Annotated in this window: 12 protein-coding genes; all 12 read right to left on the bottom strand. The window is 67.2% G+C overall.

Going from position 1 to position 15,379, the window contains the following annotated elements; translation table 11 throughout:
- Window positions 1–274 precede the first annotated feature (274 nt).
- The 12 genes from retS to M6E97_RS21215 all read right to left on the bottom strand — a co-directional run bounded on the left by retS (window position 275) and on the right by M6E97_RS21215 (window position 15,347).
- Window positions 275–3,103 carry a hybrid sensor histidine kinase/response regulator RetS gene (gene retS, locus M6E97_RS21270; RefSeq protein ID WP_003111227.1) on the bottom strand — a complete coding sequence of 943 codons (2,829 nt, stop codon included), beginning with the start codon at window positions 3,101–3,103 and terminating at the stop codon, window positions 275–277.
- Between the two features lie 103 nt (window positions 3,104–3,206).
- Window positions 3,207–4,496 carry a phosphoribosylamine--glycine ligase gene (gene purD, locus M6E97_RS21265; protein ID WP_003121117.1) on the bottom strand — a complete coding sequence of 430 codons (1,290 nt, stop codon included), beginning with the start codon at window positions 4,494–4,496 and terminating at the stop codon, window positions 3,207–3,209.
- A 103-nt stretch (window positions 4,497–4,599) separates the two neighbouring features.
- Window positions 4,600–6,207 carry a bifunctional phosphoribosylaminoimidazolecarboxamide formyltransferase/IMP cyclohydrolase gene (gene purH / locus M6E97_RS21260; RefSeq protein ID WP_003105151.1) on the bottom strand — a complete coding sequence of 536 codons (1,608 nt, stop codon included), beginning with the start codon at window positions 6,205–6,207 and terminating at the stop codon, window positions 4,600–4,602.
- A 79-nt stretch (window positions 6,208–6,286) separates the two neighbouring features.
- Window positions 6,287–6,610 carry a DNA-binding transcriptional regulator Fis gene (gene fis, locus M6E97_RS21255; protein ID WP_003121116.1) on the bottom strand — a complete coding sequence of 108 codons (324 nt, stop codon included), beginning with the start codon at window positions 6,608–6,610 and terminating at the stop codon, window positions 6,287–6,289.
- Window positions 6,607–7,605 (bottom strand): tRNA dihydrouridine synthase DusB, encoded by a 999-nt coding sequence (gene dusB, locus M6E97_RS21250; protein WP_003111229.1) that lies wholly within the window; start codon window positions 7,603–7,605, stop codon window positions 6,607–6,609. The genes fis and dusB overlap by 4 nt, the downstream gene beginning before the upstream one ends.
- 203 nt (window positions 7,606–7,808) lie before the next feature.
- Entirely contained in the window at window positions 7,809–9,086 is a 1,278-nt protein-coding gene (locus M6E97_RS21245; RefSeq protein WP_003135342.1) for a DUF3426 domain-containing protein, read from the bottom strand.
- A 95-nt stretch (window positions 9,087–9,181) separates the two neighbouring features.
- Window positions 9,182–10,066: a 50S ribosomal protein L11 methyltransferase gene (gene prmA, locus M6E97_RS21240; RefSeq protein WP_033937824.1), complete on the bottom strand. Its 885-nt coding sequence runs from the start codon at window positions 10,064–10,066 to the stop codon at window positions 9,182–9,184.
- An 80-nt stretch (window positions 10,067–10,146) separates the two neighbouring features.
- The gene (locus M6E97_RS21235; protein WP_003112326.1) at window positions 10,147–11,013 is read right to left on the bottom strand and encodes an EI24 domain-containing protein; all 867 of its coding nucleotides are present in this window, start codon (window positions 11,011–11,013) and stop codon (window positions 10,147–10,149) included.
- 110 nt (window positions 11,014–11,123) lie between these two features.
- On the bottom strand, window positions 11,124–12,473 hold the full coding sequence (gene accC, locus M6E97_RS21230; RefSeq protein ID WP_003095391.1) for an acetyl-CoA carboxylase biotin carboxylase subunit: 1,350 nt from the start codon (window positions 12,471–12,473) through the stop codon (window positions 11,124–11,126).
- A gap of 17 nt (window positions 12,474–12,490) precedes the next feature.
- Window positions 12,491–12,961 (bottom strand): acetyl-CoA carboxylase biotin carboxyl carrier protein, encoded by a 471-nt coding sequence (gene accB / locus M6E97_RS21225; RefSeq protein WP_003110495.1) that lies wholly within the window; start codon window positions 12,959–12,961, stop codon window positions 12,491–12,493.
- A gap of 23 nt (window positions 12,962–12,984) precedes the next feature.
- Window positions 12,985–13,428 (bottom strand): type II 3-dehydroquinate dehydratase, encoded by a 444-nt coding sequence (aroQ, locus tag M6E97_RS21220; protein ID WP_023876043.1) that lies wholly within the window; start codon window positions 13,426–13,428, stop codon window positions 12,985–12,987.
- Window positions 13,429–13,571: 143 nt separating this feature from the next.
- Complete coding sequence (locus M6E97_RS21215) at window positions 13,572–15,347, bottom strand: protein-disulfide reductase DsbD (protein ID WP_003110496.1); 1,776 nt, start codon at window positions 15,345–15,347, stop codon at window positions 13,572–13,574.
- Window positions 15,348–15,379 lie beyond the last annotated feature (32 nt).

The raw sequence follows: 15,379 nt of genomic DNA, 5'->3' as shown, positions 1-15,379 counted from the left end.
ATATGCCGGTTCGCGTGGCATGTGACAACGAGGCCGGATGTCGGCGGATAACGCCGTTGGCGTCATGCGCCCTACGGGAGGCGGGACCACCGGGGCGTAGGGCGAATAACCGCGTGCGGTTATCCGCCGTGGCGGAAGTGGCGGTGTCGGCGGATAACGCCGTTGGCGTCATGCGCCCTACAGGGGCGGGACCACTGGGGCGTAGGGCGAATAACCGCGTGCGGTTATCCGCCGTGGCGGAGGCAGGGTGCAGCGCCGGAGCACGTCGCTGCCCTCAGGAGGGCAGGGCGTCGCCCTGGCGGCGGCGATCGCGTTCGCCGACCCAGTAGGCGATCAGCTCACGCAATTGCGACAGCTCCACCGGCTTGGCCATGTGCCCGTCCATGCCGACCAGCCGCGCGCGTTCCTTGTGCTCGCTGAGGATGTGCGCGGTGAGCGCCACCACCGGGGTATGCGGGCGCTGTTCGTGGGCTTCCCAGGCGCGGAGCTGCTCGGTGGCGGAGAAGCCGTCGAGAACCGGCATCTCGCAGTCCATCAGCACCAGGTCGTACTGGGTCGCCTTCATCGCGCTGAGCGCCTCCTGGCCGTTGCTGGCGGTGTCCGGCTGGAGGTTGAGCTTGTTCAACATGCCGCGGATGACCTTGGTGGAGATGCTGTTGTCCTCGGCGACGAGGATCCGGAAGTCGCTCGGCAGGCTCGGCGCCTGCGCTTCCTTGGCCGGTTGCAGGTAGTTGGTGACGCCGCTGACGCCGCGCTGGGCGAGTTCGTCGGCGAGGGTCGCCTTCAGCGTGTAGCCGGCCACCGGCTTGGCCAGGATGCGCTTGATCCCGGCGTTGCGGGCGATGATCTTGCTCGGCGCGTTGCTGATCCCGGTGAGCATGATCAGCAGGATGTCGTGGTTGAGGTTGGGGTCTTCCTTGATCTTCGCCGCCAGTTGCATGCCGGTCATGCCGGGCATGTCCTGGTCGAGCAGGACCACGTCGAAGTACTCGCGCAGGTGCGCCTTGGTGCGCAACTGGGCCAGCGCCTCCTTGCCGGACGACACCGCGCTGACGTTCAGGCCCCAGCCGCTGCACTGCTGCACCAGCACCTTGCGGCAGGTTTCGTTGTCGTCCACCACCAGCAGCCGGGCGCCCTGCAGCGGGCCGTCGAGGTCGGCGGTGGGGTTCTCCAACTGCTGCGGGTCGAGCGGCAGGGTCAGCGACAGGGTGGTGCCCTGGCTGCTGCCGGACTGGATGCCGAACTCCCCGCCCATCAGCCGCACCAGTTGGCGGGCGATGATCAGGCCGAGGTGGCTGCCGAGCTTGCTGGCGGAAAGGAAGTCGCCGCTGTGCAGCTCGGCGGTGAGCAGCGCCTCGCGCTCCTTGGCGTCGAACGGGTGGCCGCTGTCCTGCACGGCGATGCGCAGGCGTGGCGTCTCGCCCTGGTCATCGAGGGCCACCACCAGCAGGATCTCGCCTTCCTCGGTCTGCTTGAACGCGTTGTCCAGCAGGCTCAGGACCACCTGGCGCAGGCGCGTCGGATCGCCGCCGATGACCCGCGGCACCTGCGGCTGGGTGAAGCTGATCAGCTCGATGCGCTGCTGCTCGGCCTTGACCCGGAAGATATCCAGGCAGTCCTCGATCAGCGCGTTGAGGTCGAACTGCACTTCGTCCAGCTCGATCTGCCCGGACTCCAGCTTGGAGATGTCGAGGATCTCGTTGATCAGCGTGAGCAGCTCGTTGCCGGCGCTGTGGATGGTCTGCACGTAGTCGCGCTGCTTCGCCGACAACGGGGTGCCGAGGAGCAGTTCGGTCATCCCCAGCACGCCGTTCATGGGCGTGCGGATCTCGTGGCTGATCTTGGCCAGGAACTCGGCCTTGGTCTGCAATTCCGCGGTGTGCGCCGCCTCGCTGGTGCGCTGTTGCAGGTTGAGCTGCTGGATCAGCCGCTGGCGTTCGGTGAGCGAGACGCTCAGGACCAGCCCGGCGAGGGTGGCGAAGCTGAACACGCCGAGCACCAGCCAGCCCGGATCGAGTTGCTTGGTGCCGAACAGTACCGGCAGGAACACCATGAAGCCGGCGTTGAACACGATCATCCCGGCAACGATCAGGCGCGCCGGCTGGTAGCCGCGATACCAGTGCCAGGCCGCGACCAGCGGGACGCTGAGCGAACTGAGGATCACCAGCAGGTAGATCAGCCAGCTGAACCAGAGTTGCTGGGTGAAGGCGATGATCGCGCCGACCGCCAGGATCAACAGCGCCTCGCCTTGCAGGAGGCGGTTCAGGCGGCTTTCCGCAGTGCCGCGGAAGAAGCTGCAGGCGAACCACAGCAGGCTCACCGCGGCGCCGAGGGCGCCGAGGTCGGCGGTCAGCGACTGGTTGAACTTGAGTCCCGGCAGCCAGAACGCCACCAGCCCCAGGTTCGCCGCGGCGCAGACCGCCAGCGCCGCGTGCACCGCCGCCAGCCACAGGCTGCTGGCGCTGCGCGAGTAGGCGAAGCGGATCAGGTTGTACATCAGCAGCAGGAGCATGCCGCCGAGCAGCATGCCGAAGGCGTAGGCGGGCTTCTCCAGGCCGACCAGGCCGGCTTCGTCGATCTGGTCGAACCAGGCCATCAGCGGATGGTTGGAGGTCATCCGCACGTACAGGGTCATCGGCTTGCCGTCGACCGGCAGCGAGAACAGGTAGGAGCGCGAGGGCAGCGGGCGCTCCTGGAACGGTCGCGACTCGCCGGTGTGCTGATCCCGCACCAGTTGGCCGTCCTGCACCAGGTAGTAGTCCAGATACTGCACCCGCGGGGCGAAGATCCACAGCCAGCTCGGCACCTTCTGCGCGGGAAGCTGGACCTGCAGCCAGACCGCCTGGGGGCTGGCAGGGAAGATGAAGGAGCGCTTGGCCAGCGGGCGGAACTGCTCCTTGCGCTGGAGGACGTCGGCGATCCGCAGTTGCGCGCTCTCGTCGCGCAGCAGGCGCCAGTTCTGGTTGGCGCTGGGAGTAGTGGCGGTGGTTTGCAGGGGAACGCTGGAAACGCCGGCGTCGTCCGCGACCGCCGGCGACATCGGACCGAGCAGAAGCAGCAGGAAGCTGACGAGTAGTCCTATGGCGATCCGAAGCCGTACCACGGCGAAGTCCCTTCGAAGGTGAATGGCCGGATTATAGCCAAGTGGCCGTGGCAACGGCATAGGCCGCGGAAGCGCCGTGCGGCGCCCGCGGCCGCGGGCCCGGTCAGGACTCGCCGCGCTCGCGGGCGATGGCACGGTAGCCGATGTCCTTGCGGTAGAAGCAGCCGTTCCAGCGGATCTTCTCGGCCAGGCGATAGGCCTGTTGCTGGGCGGCGGATACGCTCTCGCCGATGGCGGTGGCGCAGAGAACGCGGCCTCCGGAGGTGACCACCTGGCCATCCTTCAGCGCGGTGCCGGCGTGGAACACCTTGCCGTCCAGCGCGGCGGCCTCGGCCAGGCCTTCGATGACCTCGCCCTTGGCGTAGTCGCCCGGATAGCCGCCGGCGGCCAGTACCACGCCAACGGTCGGACGCGGGTCCCAGGTCGCCTCGACCTTGTCCAGCGCCTTGGCCAGGGCGGCCTCGACCAGCAGGACCAGGGAGGACTCCAGGCGGACCATGATCGGCTGGGTTTCCGGATCGCCGAAGCGGCAGTTGAATTCGATGACCTTGGGCGCGCCGCTCTTGTCGATCATCAGGCCGGCATAGAGGAAGCCGGTATAGACGTTGCCTTCCTCGGCCATGCCGCGCACCGTCGGGTAGATCACTTCGTCCAGCACCCGCTGGTGGACCTCGGCGGTGACCACCGGGGCCGGCGAGTAGGCGCCCATGCCGCCGGTGTTCGGCCCGCTGTCGCCATCGCCGACGCGCTTGTGGTCCTGGCTGGTGGCCATCGGCAGCACGTTCTGGCCGTCGACCATGACGATGAAGCTGGCCTCCTCGCCATCGAGGAACTCCTCGATCACCACGCGCGAGCCGGCGTCGCCGAAGGCATTGCCGGCGAGCATGTCGCGCACGGCGGCTTCGGCTTCGTCCAGGTTCATGGCGACGATCACGCCCTTGCCCGCGGCCAGGCCATCGGCCTTGATGACGATGGGTGCGCCCTGCTCGCGCAGGTAGGCCAGGGCCGGCTCGACCTCGGTGAAGTTGCGATAGGCGGCGGTGGGGATCCGGTGGCGGGCGAGGAAGTCCTTGGTGAAGGCCTTCGAGCCTTCCAGCTGGGCGGCGCCGGCGGTCGGGCCGAAGATATCCAGGCCGCGCTCACGGAACAGGTCGACCACGCCTGCCACCAGCGGCGCCTCGGGACCGACGATGGTCAACTGGACATTCTTCGCGGCGAAGTCGGCCAGTTGCTCCAGGGCCAGCACGTCGATGGCGACGTTCTCGCACTTGGCTTCGGTGGCGGTGCCGGCGTTGCCCGGGGCGACGAAGACCTTCGCCACGCGCGGGTCCTGGGCGACTTTCCAGGCCAGGGCATGTTCACGACCGCCGCTGCCGATGATGAGTACGTTCATGGGGTTCTCCTGGCGCAACGGCGGGTAACGCGCCGCGTTATCCGCCCTGCGTGAAATTCGTGGGTAGGGCGGCTGACCGCATCGTGCTCAGCCGCCGTGATACTCAATGGCGGAAATGGCGCATGCCAGTGAACACCATCGCGATATCCGCCTCGTCGGCCGCCGCGATCACTTCGTTGTCGCGCATCGAGCCGCCCGGCTGGATCACCGCGGTGATGCCGGCCTTGGCCGCGTTGTCGATGCCGTCGCGGAACGGGAAGAAGGCGTCGGAAGCCATCACCGCGCCTTTCACTTCCAGGCCAGCGTGCTCGGCCTTGATCGCGGCGATCCGTGCGGAGTTGACCCGGCTCATCTGGCCGGCGCCGACGCCGACGGTCTGGCGGTTCCTGGCGTAGACGATGGCGTTGGACTTGACGAACTTGGCCACCTTCCAGGCGAAGATCAGGTCGTGGATCTCCTGCTCGGTGGGCGCGCGGCGAGTGACGATCTTCAGGTCCTCGGCCTTGATCATGCCGATGTCGCGGCTCTGTACCAGCAGGCCGCCGTTGACCCGCTTGAAGTCCCAGCCCGGGGCGCGCTCGGCTGGCCATTCGCCGCATTCGAGCAGGCGTACGTTGGCCTTGGCGGCGACCACCTCGCGGGCGGCGGCGGAAATCTTCGGCGCGATGATCACCTCGACGAACTGGCGCTCGACGATGGCCTTGGCGGTTTCGCCGTCCAGCTCGCGGTTGAAGGCGATGATGCCGCCGAACGCCGATTCGCTATCGGTGGCGTAGGCCAGGTCGTAGGCCTTGCGGATGCCGCCTTCGTCTTCCGGCACCACGGCGACGCCGCAGGGGTTGGCATGCTTGACGATCACGCAGGCCGGCTTGAGGAAGCTCTTCACGCATTCCAGGGCGGCGTCGGTGTCGGCGACGTTGTTGAACGACAACTCCTTGCCTTGCAACTGGATGGCGGTGGAGACGCTGGCCTCGCCCTTCTTCGCCTCGACGTAGAACGCCGCGCTCTGGTGCGGGTTCTCGCCGTAGCGCATTTCCTGGGCCTTGACGAACTGGCTGTTGAAGGTGCGCGGGAAGGCGCCGCGGTCGGCGGTGCCGAGGGTGTCGCGGGTCTGGTCGATGGTACCCAGGTAGTTGGCGATCATGCCGTCGTAGGCGGAGGTGTGCTCGAACGCCTTGAGGGCCAGGTCGAAACGCTGGGCGTAGGTCAGGCCGCCGGCCTTGAGGGATTCGATCACGGCGGCGTAGTCGCCGGCATTGACCACGATGGCGACATCCTTGTGGTTCTTCGCCGCCGAACGGACCATGGTCGGCCCGCCGATATCGATGTTCTCGATGGCGGTAGGCAGGTCGCAGTCGGGCCTGGCCACCGTGGCCTCGAAGGGATACAGGTTGACCGCCACCAGGTCGATCGGCTTGATGCCGTGCTGCTCCATGACCGCGCCGTCCAGGTCGCGGCGACCGAGGATACCGCCATGCACCTTCGGGTGCAGGGTCTTCACCCGACCGTCCATCATTTCCGGGAAGCCGGTGTAGTCGGCCACTTCCACGGCAGAGATGCCGTTGTCCCGGAGCAGCTTGTAGGTGCCGCCGGTGGAAAGGATTTCCACGCCGAGGGCGACCAGCTCACGGGCGAAGTCGACGACGCCGGTCTTGTCGGAAACGCTGATCAGCGCGCGGCGGATGGGCAGGCGGGTGGTTTGGTCGGTCATTGCAAGGGTCCTGAGGGCTGGCTTCCGGCCGCGGGTGCCGGCCGGGACGCGCGCCCTTGGCCGGAGCCCGCCGCCGCTCTTAAAGAAGGTCGTATTGCTTGAGTTTCTTGCGCAGGGTCCCGCGGTTCAGGCCGAGCAGCTCGGAGGCCTTGGTCTGGTTCCCCTTGACGTGGTTCATGACGGTTTCCAGCAGCGGCGCTTCGACTTCGCAGAGCACCATGTTGTAAACGTCCGTGACCGGCTGCCCTTCGAGGTGGGCGAAGTAGTTGTGCAATGCCTTCTCCACGCTGTCGCGCAGGGTCTGCCCTTCTTGCGTCGGCGTGGTGAGGTGCTGTTTCAGGTTGGCGTTGTCGCTCACGGGCGTTGTTCCACTCACTAAAGTCTCGGTCGTCATCGTTGTCATGCGGCCACCCCTGTTCCGTTGTTCTGGCGCTCGGCGAAGAACTGCCTGACGCTGGCGCACTGCGCATCCGTGTCCTGCAAACGATTGAACTGGGCGCGGAATTCCCTTGCGCCCGGCAGAGTCGCGAGATACCACCCCACATGCTTGCGGGCGATCCGCACACCCATTTCTTCCCCATAAAAAAGGTGCAGCTCCGCGAGGTGTTCGAGCAGGATGCTCTGCACTTCGGGAAGCGGCGCCGCCGGCAGGTGCTCGCCGGTCCGCAGGTAATGGTCGATCTCGCGGAAAATCCACGGTCTTCCCTGGGCGGCCCGACCGATCAGCAGGGCATCCACCCCGGTCTGCTCGATGACTTTCCTGGCCTTCTCCGGCGAATCGATGTCGCCATTGGCGAACACCGGTATCGACACGGCCTGCTTGATCGCCGCGATGGTCTCGTACTCCGCCTCCCCGGTGTACAGGTCGGCGCGGGTCCGGCCATGTACCGCAAGAGCCTGGATCCCCGCCTGTTCGGCGAGCCTCGCGACGCTGACGCCGTTACGGTTGTCCCGGTCCCAGCCGGTCCGGATCTTCAGGGTGACCGGTACGTCGACCGCCCTGACCACGGCATCGAGGATCTCGGCGACCAGCGCCTCGTCCCGCAGCAGGGCGGACCCCGCTGCCTTGTTGCATACCTTCTTCGCCGGGCAGCCCATGTTGATGTCGATGATCTGCGCACCGAGTTCCACATTGCGCTGAGCGGCCTCGGCCAGCATGGCCGGATCGCCGCCGGCGATCTGCACCGAGCGCGGCTCGTCCTCGCCATCGTGGATCAGGCGCAGGCGCGACTTGCGGCTGTTCCACAGGCGGACGTCGCTGGTCACCATCTCCGATACCACCATCCCGGCGCCAAGGCGACGGCAAAGCTGACGGAACGGACGATCGGTCACCCCGGCCATCGGCGCGAGGATCAGTCTGTTGGGCAGTGTATATGGGCCGATGCGTACCACCGACATGGGGCTTCCCTGTCTTGCGGTGCTGCGAAAAAAGGGAGGGCATGATACCCGCTCTGGATGACCGGATAAAGGCTGTTTTGGATAAATTCTGAACAGCCGATTCCTTAGTTCTTACAGTTGGAAGACGAGCGGCACTTGCGCCTGGCGCTCCGCGCGAGCGGGTGGGCGTAGCGGCCCGGCGGCGACCGGCGAGGTCTTTCCGGTCACTCCGGGGAATGGAAGCTCAGGCTGTAGTTCACCGCCTTCGGACCCGGGTCGAGGATGTCCAGCGACACGTGGATCGGTACCTGCGGTGGCATTTCCGTTCGTCCGGCCAGCTCGCCGCCGAGGTACTCGCCGGGCTTGAAGCGGCGATTGGCGATGAGGTGGCCGTTGAGGTCGGCGAAGCGCAGTTCCAGCAGCGGGAACGGCTGCGAGAAGCTGGCGCGGTTGTAGATGATCGCGTCGACCACCAGCGCGCCGCTGAATTCGGGATGGCTGCGGACCACCAGGTTGCTGCTCCTGATCTGCTCCACGTCGACCTTGGAGGGAAGGGTGCAGCCGATTTCCGGGCAGAGCTGGGCGAACCAGGGGCGATAGGCGTCCTGGCGCGCCAGCTCGTCGAAATGGTAGGCGACGTACTGAGCGGCGAGACCACCCAGCGCCAGCAGGATCAGCAGCAGCCAACCGAGACGCCGCGGCCATTGGCGCCGGGGCTTCTCCCAGGCCAGTTGCAGCGGCTCGTCGCGCAACTGGTCGAGACTCTCGACCGGCGCCTCGTCTGGTTTGCGGGCGCTGCCCAGGGGCGCGACGGACTGTTCCTCGGCGCTTTCCTCGTCGTCTTCATCCAGGGCGCTCAGTCCATGGCGGCGCTTGCCGAGGCTGGGCTCGTCGTCATCGTCGTCATCGAGGCTGAGGCGAAGTTCCGGCGGATCCTCGGCGCGGCGCAGCGGCACGAAGGATACCCGCTCTTCCGCCAGCGGTTCGCCGAGGCTCGGTTCTTGGCGCGGATTGCCGCGCGCCGGCTGGGCTGGTTCGGCATCGGCGATCAGCGCCTCGGCCCAGCGTTCGTCGTGTGGGTCGCGTTCGTCGTCGCGGCGCGCCAGCAGGCTCTCCGCCGGTCGCGGGGCCTTCTCGATGCTGGAGAACTCCTGGTTCAGCTCGAATTCGTCGAGCTTGGCCAGTTCCTCGTCGAGGTTGAGGCTGTCCAGGTCGAGGTCGTCATGGATCCACAGGGTTTCGTCGCGCGGGCGCGCTGCCGGGGGCGCGGCCGAGGTGGCGGCCGCGACGCTGGGCGCGGGTGGCGGAGCGGCGGCCGGCTTCGCTTCGGCTGCCGAAGGAGCGTTCGCGCGCGGCGCGCCACCGACCTGGTGTTGCAGGGCGTTGAAGACTTTCAGGCAGGTGCCGCAGCGGACCGCGCCATTGGCGGCGCCCAGTTGCGCGTCGTTGACGCGGAAACTGGTGCTGCAATGGGGACATTGGGTGATGACGCTTTCGCTCATGCGGCGATCCGTAGGAAAAATCCGGCGGCTAGTCTACCCCAAGCTTCTTGCACGAAGGCAGTGGGGCGGGATCAGTGGTGGCTGGCGGTGCGCCATCAATCGGCGCGGCGGCGGCCGCTGATGCGGATCCAGCCTTCGCGCTCGGCGGTCGGGTCGAGATCGAAGTGTGCGGAGTAGGCCGCACGGACCTCCTCGGCCTGCTCGGCGAGGATGCCGGACAGCGCCAGCAGGCCGCCGGGACGTACCAGGCCGGTCAGTTGCGGGGCGAGGGAAACCAGCGGGCCGGCGAGGATATTGGCGACCAGCACGTCGGCCTGTCGCTGCGGCAGGTCCGCCGGCAGGTAGACCGGGAACCGCGCGGGCTCGATACCGTTGCGCGAGGCATTGTCGCGCGAGGCTTCCAGGGCCTGTGGATCGATGTCGCTGCCGACCGCCCGTTCGGCGCCGAGCAGCAGCGCGGCGATGGCGAGGATTCCCGAGCCGCAACCGAAGTCGAGCACCTGCCGGCCGGCCAGTTCCTGGCCGTCGAGCCATTCCAGGCACAGCGCGGTGGTCGGGTGGGTGCCGGTGCCGAAGGCCAGGCCCGGATCGAGCAGCAGGTTGACCGCGTCCGGCTCGGGGGCGGCGTGCCAGCTCGGCACGATCCACAGGCGGCGGCCGAAACGCATCGGCTGGAAGTTGTCCATCCAGCTGCGTTCCCAATCCTGGTCGGCGATTTCCTCGACATGGTGCTCGGGCAGGTCGCCGCCGGTAAGCAAGGCGAGGTGGGCGAGCAGGGCGGTCTCGTCGGTGTCCGCTTCGAACAGCGCCAGCAGGTGGGTGCGCGACCACAGCGGGGTGGTGCCGAGGTCCGGCTCGAAGATCGGCTGGTCTTCGGCGTCCATGAAGGTCACGGAGACGGCGCCGACTTCGAGCAGGGCGTCTTCGTAGGTTTCGGCCTGTTCCGGGGTGATGGCCAGGCGAACTTGTAACCAGGGCATGGGGCGACCTCTGTTGCGGCTGTAAACGAAACGGGCCGCCCAGGGGCGACCCGTTTTCCACCGCGCAAGCTTACTTGAGGCTAGCCGGCGCTGCCACTCTCTGCCGTGGCCTCGCCGCGCAGTTGCGCCAGGCCGCGATTGGCCAGGTGGCAGGTACCGCCGCCGAGCACCGCCGGCAGCAGCAGGTTGAGCAGCGGCACCAGCGCCAGGAGCAGTATCAGCAGGCCGAACAGCAACAGGCTGCCGCGGCGAGCACGAAGCACGGCGAGCTGCTCGCCGGCATCGGCTAGCCCGGCCAGCGTGGCGGGCAGCAGGAAGCGGATGTTCAGGTAGGCCAGCGCCAGCAGCAGGAGTACACCGTTGTAGAGCGGAACCAGCAGGCCGACCAGGATCGATCCGGAAACGCCCAGCCAGGGTGCCAGGCGGAAGCCGGCGGCACGCCACAGCGAGATCCTTTCGCCGGAGGCAGGTGCCAGTCGCGGGTAGCGTTGGCGGACCTGTTCCTTCAGTTGTCCGAGCAGGCCGATGCGTAGGCCCAGGCGGATGCCGAAGACGATGCTGGCGGCGTACAGGGCGACGAAGAACAGCGCGGCATAGCCGACGAAATAGAACGCCAGTTGCGCCAGTCCCGCCAGGCCGTTGAAGGCCGCCAGCGGATCGAAGTACGGGCCACCGCTGCCGGCCTCGATCAGCGAGCCGCTGGGGATCAGGGCGAAGTTGGCCACGCTGAATGCCGTGTACAGCGCGGCCCAGCCGCAGAGGCGGATGATCGGTTCGAAGAAATGCACGAACAGCCAGGTGCACAGCACGCTGACGAGAATGCACAGGCTCGCGGAGCGGAAGAGTGCGGCGGGTTGCAGGCTTTCCCTGAAACCCAAGGCGAAGCAGGTCGCGGCCTCGGTCGCGGCGGCCAGCGATTGGCGGTACCAGCGGCGGATGCGTTCCATGCAGGAGTCCGGTGGTGGAGGGGCGACGAGGATAGCACCGTTGGGGCGGCCGGCAGGCGGAAACGACAAGGGCCGCCCGGAGGCAGCCCTTGTGCGCAGCGACTGACGGATCAGTGCTTGTCCATACCCAGTTTCTTCTCCAGGTAATGGATGTTCACCCCGCCCTTGCAGAAGGCGGCGTCGCGCACCAGGTCCTTGTGCAGTTCGGTATTGGTCTTGATACCGTCGACGATCAACTCGTCCAGGGCATTGCGCATCCGCGCCAGCGCCTCGTCGCGGTCGGCACCGTAGGTGATGACCTTGCCGACCAGCGAGTCGTAGTTCGGCGGCACGCTGTAGCCGCTGTAGAGGTGCGAGTCGACGCGCACGCCGTTGCCGCCGGGGGCGTGGAAGTGCTTGACCTTGCCCGGGCTGGGCATGAAGGTCTTCGGGTCTTCGGCGTTGATCCGGCATTCCAGCGCATGGCCGCGGATGACCACGTCCTCCTGGCGGATCGAGAGCTTCTCGCCGGAGGCGATGCGCAGCATCTCCTTGACGATGTCGACACCGGTGACCATCTCCGATACCGGGTGCTCCACCTGCACGCGAGTGTTCATCTCGATGAAGTAGAAGCGGCCGTTCTCGTAGAGGAACTCGAAGGTGCCGGCGCCGCGGTAGCCGATCTCGATGCAGGCCTGGACGCAGCGGGCGAAGACTTCCTGGCGGGCCTTCTCGTCGATGCCGGGGGCCGGCGCCTCTTCGATCACCTTCTGGTGGCGGCGCTGCAGGGAGCAGTCGCGGTCGCCGAGGTGGATGGCGTTGCCCTGGCCGTCGGAAAGCACCTGGACTTCCACGTGGCGCGGGTTGGTCAGGAACTTCTCCAGGTAGACCATCGGGTTGCCGAACGCCGCGCCGGCCTCGGTGCGGGTCAGCTTGGCCGACTTGATCAGCTCGGACTCGTCGTAGACCACGCGCATGCCGCGCCCACCGCCGCCGCCGGCGGCCTTGATGATCACCGGGTAGCCGACCTCGCGGGCGATCGCCAGGGCGGTCTCTTCATCTTCCGGCAGCGGGCCGTCGGAGCCCGGCACGGTGGGGACGCCGGCGCGCTTCATGGCGTCCTTGGCCGAGACCTTGTCGCCCATCAGGCGGATCACCTCGGCGGTCGGGCCGACGAAGGTGAAGCCGGAGCGTTCGATCTGCTCGGCGAAGTCGGCGTTCTCGGCGAGGAAGCCGTAGCCGGGGTGGATCGCGGTGGCGCCGGTGACCTCGGCCGCGGCGATGATCGCCGGGATCTGCAGGTACGACTGGGTGGCCGGGGCCGGACCGATGCACACCGATTCGTCGGCGAGCGACAGGTGCATCAACTCGCGGTCGGCGGTGGAGTGTACCGCCACCGTCTTGATCCCCAGCTCCTTGCATGCGCGAAGGATGCGCAAGGCGATTTCGCCGCGGTTGGCGATCAGCACTTTTTCCAACATCGCAGGTTCCCCGCGGCTTAGACGATGGTGAACAGCGGCTGGTCGAACTCAACCGGCTGGCCGTTCTCCACCAGGATCGACTCGATGGTGCCGCTAACTTCGGCTTCGATGTGGTTCATCATCTTCATGGCTTCGACGATGCACAGGATGTCGCCTTTCTTCACGCTCTGGCCGACTTCGACGAAGTTGGCCGAGGTCGGCGAGGCGGCGCGGTAGAAGGTGCCGACCATCGGCGAGCGAACCACGTTGCCGTTCAGCTTCGGAGCGGCCGGGGCGCTTTCCGCGGCAGCGGCGGCCGGAGCGGCGGCTGCCGGCGCCGGAGCGGCGACCGGAGCGGCGAAGGCCGGAGCCTGTGCGTACACCGGCTGGGCGGCGGTCTTGCTGTGGCGGCTGATGCGTACCGACTCTTCGCCTTCGCGGATTTCCAGCTCGTCGATACCGGACTCTTCCAGCAGCTCGATCAGTTTCTTGACTTTACGAATGTCCATTAGCGCTAGCACTCCCAGTGAGGTCAGGGGCGTTGAAGTTGTTCAAGGGCGGATTCCAGGGCCAGGCGGTAGCCTGTGGCGCCGAGACCGCAGATCACCCCTACCGCCACGTCGGAGAAGTAGGAGTGATGCCGGAAAGGTTCACGTTTGTGCACGTTCGACAGGTGCACTTCGATGAATGGGATGCTCACCGCAAGCAGCGCGTCACGTAACGCGATGCTGGTATGGGTGAATGCCGCCGGATTGATGATGATGAAGTCCACGCCTTCGTCGCGCGCGGCATGGATCCGGTCGATCAGTTCGTATTCGGCGTTGCTTTGCAGATGCAGCAGGTGGTGGCCGGCTTCGCGGGCGCGGCGCTCGAGGTCCTGGTTGATCTGCCCGAGGGTGGTCGAACCGTAGGTGCCGGGCTCGCGGGTGCCCAGCAGGTTCAGATTCGGCCCGTGCAATACGAGGAGGGTCGCCATTGTCTTGTTGATTGTCCTGTACAGGCTGCAAACGGCAAGCGGGCACTATGCCGGAATTTCCGTATGACTGTCCAGTCACTGTTAGATTGCAGTAGATCGCCGCATGTTGACCGGCAATTGCGGCAGAAGTATGTCAGCGCATGTCACTGCCGGGTAGCGGCCCGGCGCAGTCGTTCGGCGAGCCCGGCGGCGTCGATCTCTCCGATGACGCGCAAGTCGCTCCATTCGTCACCGCCCGGGGCGAAGAACAGGATCGCCGGCGGACCGAACAGGTTGTAGCGGTCCAGCAGGCCGCGCTGGGCCGGGTTGCTTTCGGTGATGTCGAAGCGCAGCAGGCGGTAGGCCGGCAGTCGTGCCTGCACCGTGGGATCGGTGAGGACCTGGCGCTCGATGACCTTGCAACTGATGCACCAGTCCGCATACCAGTCCAGCAGCACCGGCTTGCCGGCCTGGCGTGCCTCGGCCAGGGCGGCGTCCAGCTGCGCCGGGGTGGTCAGGTTCTGCCATTCGCCGGGCGTGCTCGGTGGCCCGGCGTGGATCGACGGCACCGAGCGGCCCAGCGGATGGATCGGGTCCGACTCGCCCTGCAGGGCGCCGATCCAGGCGGCCACCGCGTAGGTCAGGAACATCAGGCCAAGCAGTTGCAGCAGGCGGCGTACGGCGCTCTTCGGGGTGAATTCGAGGGCGCCCAGGGCCAGGCCGGCGCCGCCGGCGAGCATGCCCCAGAGCATCAGCGCCACCGGGCCGGACACCACCCGCTCCAGCAGCCACACGGCGACCGCCAGCAACAGCACGCCGAAGGCGTTGCGCACGCCGTTCATCCAGGCTCCGCTCTTGGGCAGCAGGGCGCCGCCGCCGGCGCCGAAGACCACCAGCGGCGTACCCATGCCCAGGCCGAGGGCGAACAGTTGCAGGCCGCCCCCCCAGGCATCGCCGCTGGCGCTGATATAGAGCAGCGAGGCGGCCAGCGGGGCGGAGACGCAGGGCGAGACCAGCAGGCTGGAAAGCACGCCGAGGGTGGCCGCGCCGAGGATCGAGCCGCCGCGCGCATCGCCGGCCAGGCGGTCGAGCGGTTCGCGGATGAAGCCGGGCAGGCGTAGCTCGAAGAAGCCGAACATGGCCACGGCGAACAGCGCGAAGAACGCCGCGAATGGCACCAGCACCCAGGGCGACTGCAATTGCGCCTGGAGATTGAGGCTGGCGCCGAACATGCCCATCAGCGCGCCGAGCAGGGCGAAGCAGAGCGCCATCGGCAGCACGTAGGCGAGCGACAGGACGAAGCCGCGACCACCGCCCGGCCGGCCGCGCAGGACCACTCCGGAGAGGATCGGCAGCATCGGCAGCACGCAGGGGGTGAAGGTCAGGGTCAGGCCGGCGAGGAAGAAGAACAGCAGGCTGCGCTTGCCCTTGTGTTCGAGCGGGTCCTTGCTGGCCGCGTCGTTCGTGGCTGGCGTCGCGGCACCGCCGTCGATGTCGAAGCGCCTGGTTTCCGGGGGGTAGCAGAGGCCCTTGTCGGCGCAGCCCTGGTAGGTCACCACCAGGGTATAGGGCTGCCGGGCCGGGTTGTTCAGGGGAATCTCCAGGTCGACGATGTTGTAGTAGACCTCGGTATCGCCGAAGTACTCGTCGTGGTGCTGCTTGCCCGCCGGCAGTTGGACCTGGCCGAGGCTGACCTGGGCTGGCTCGACCTTGAACTGGAAGCGGTGGCGGTAGAGGTAGTAGCCCTCGGCGTTGACGAAGCGCAGCAGCACGTGCTGCGCGTCGCTGCGCTCGACGCTGGGCTTGAACGCCTGGTCGACCTTGAGGAAGTCGCCGCCATCGAGGCCGCCGCCGAGGGAGGCGCCGGGACGGCTGTCGAACAGGCCCGCGCCGGCGGGCAGGGCGACCAGCAGGAGGATCAGGGTCAGCAGGCGGCGCATGGATATCTCGTCGGATCAAAAGCCGGAATGAT

The sequence above is a fragment of the Pseudomonas sp. B111 genome, assembly GCF_026428275.1.
GTDB classification, from domain to species: domain Bacteria; phylum Pseudomonadota; class Gammaproteobacteria; order Pseudomonadales; family Pseudomonadaceae; genus Pseudomonas; species Pseudomonas aeruginosa.
The sequence above is the reverse complement of the archived record's forward strand: the minus strand, read 5'-3'. Positions and strand labels throughout refer to the sequence as shown.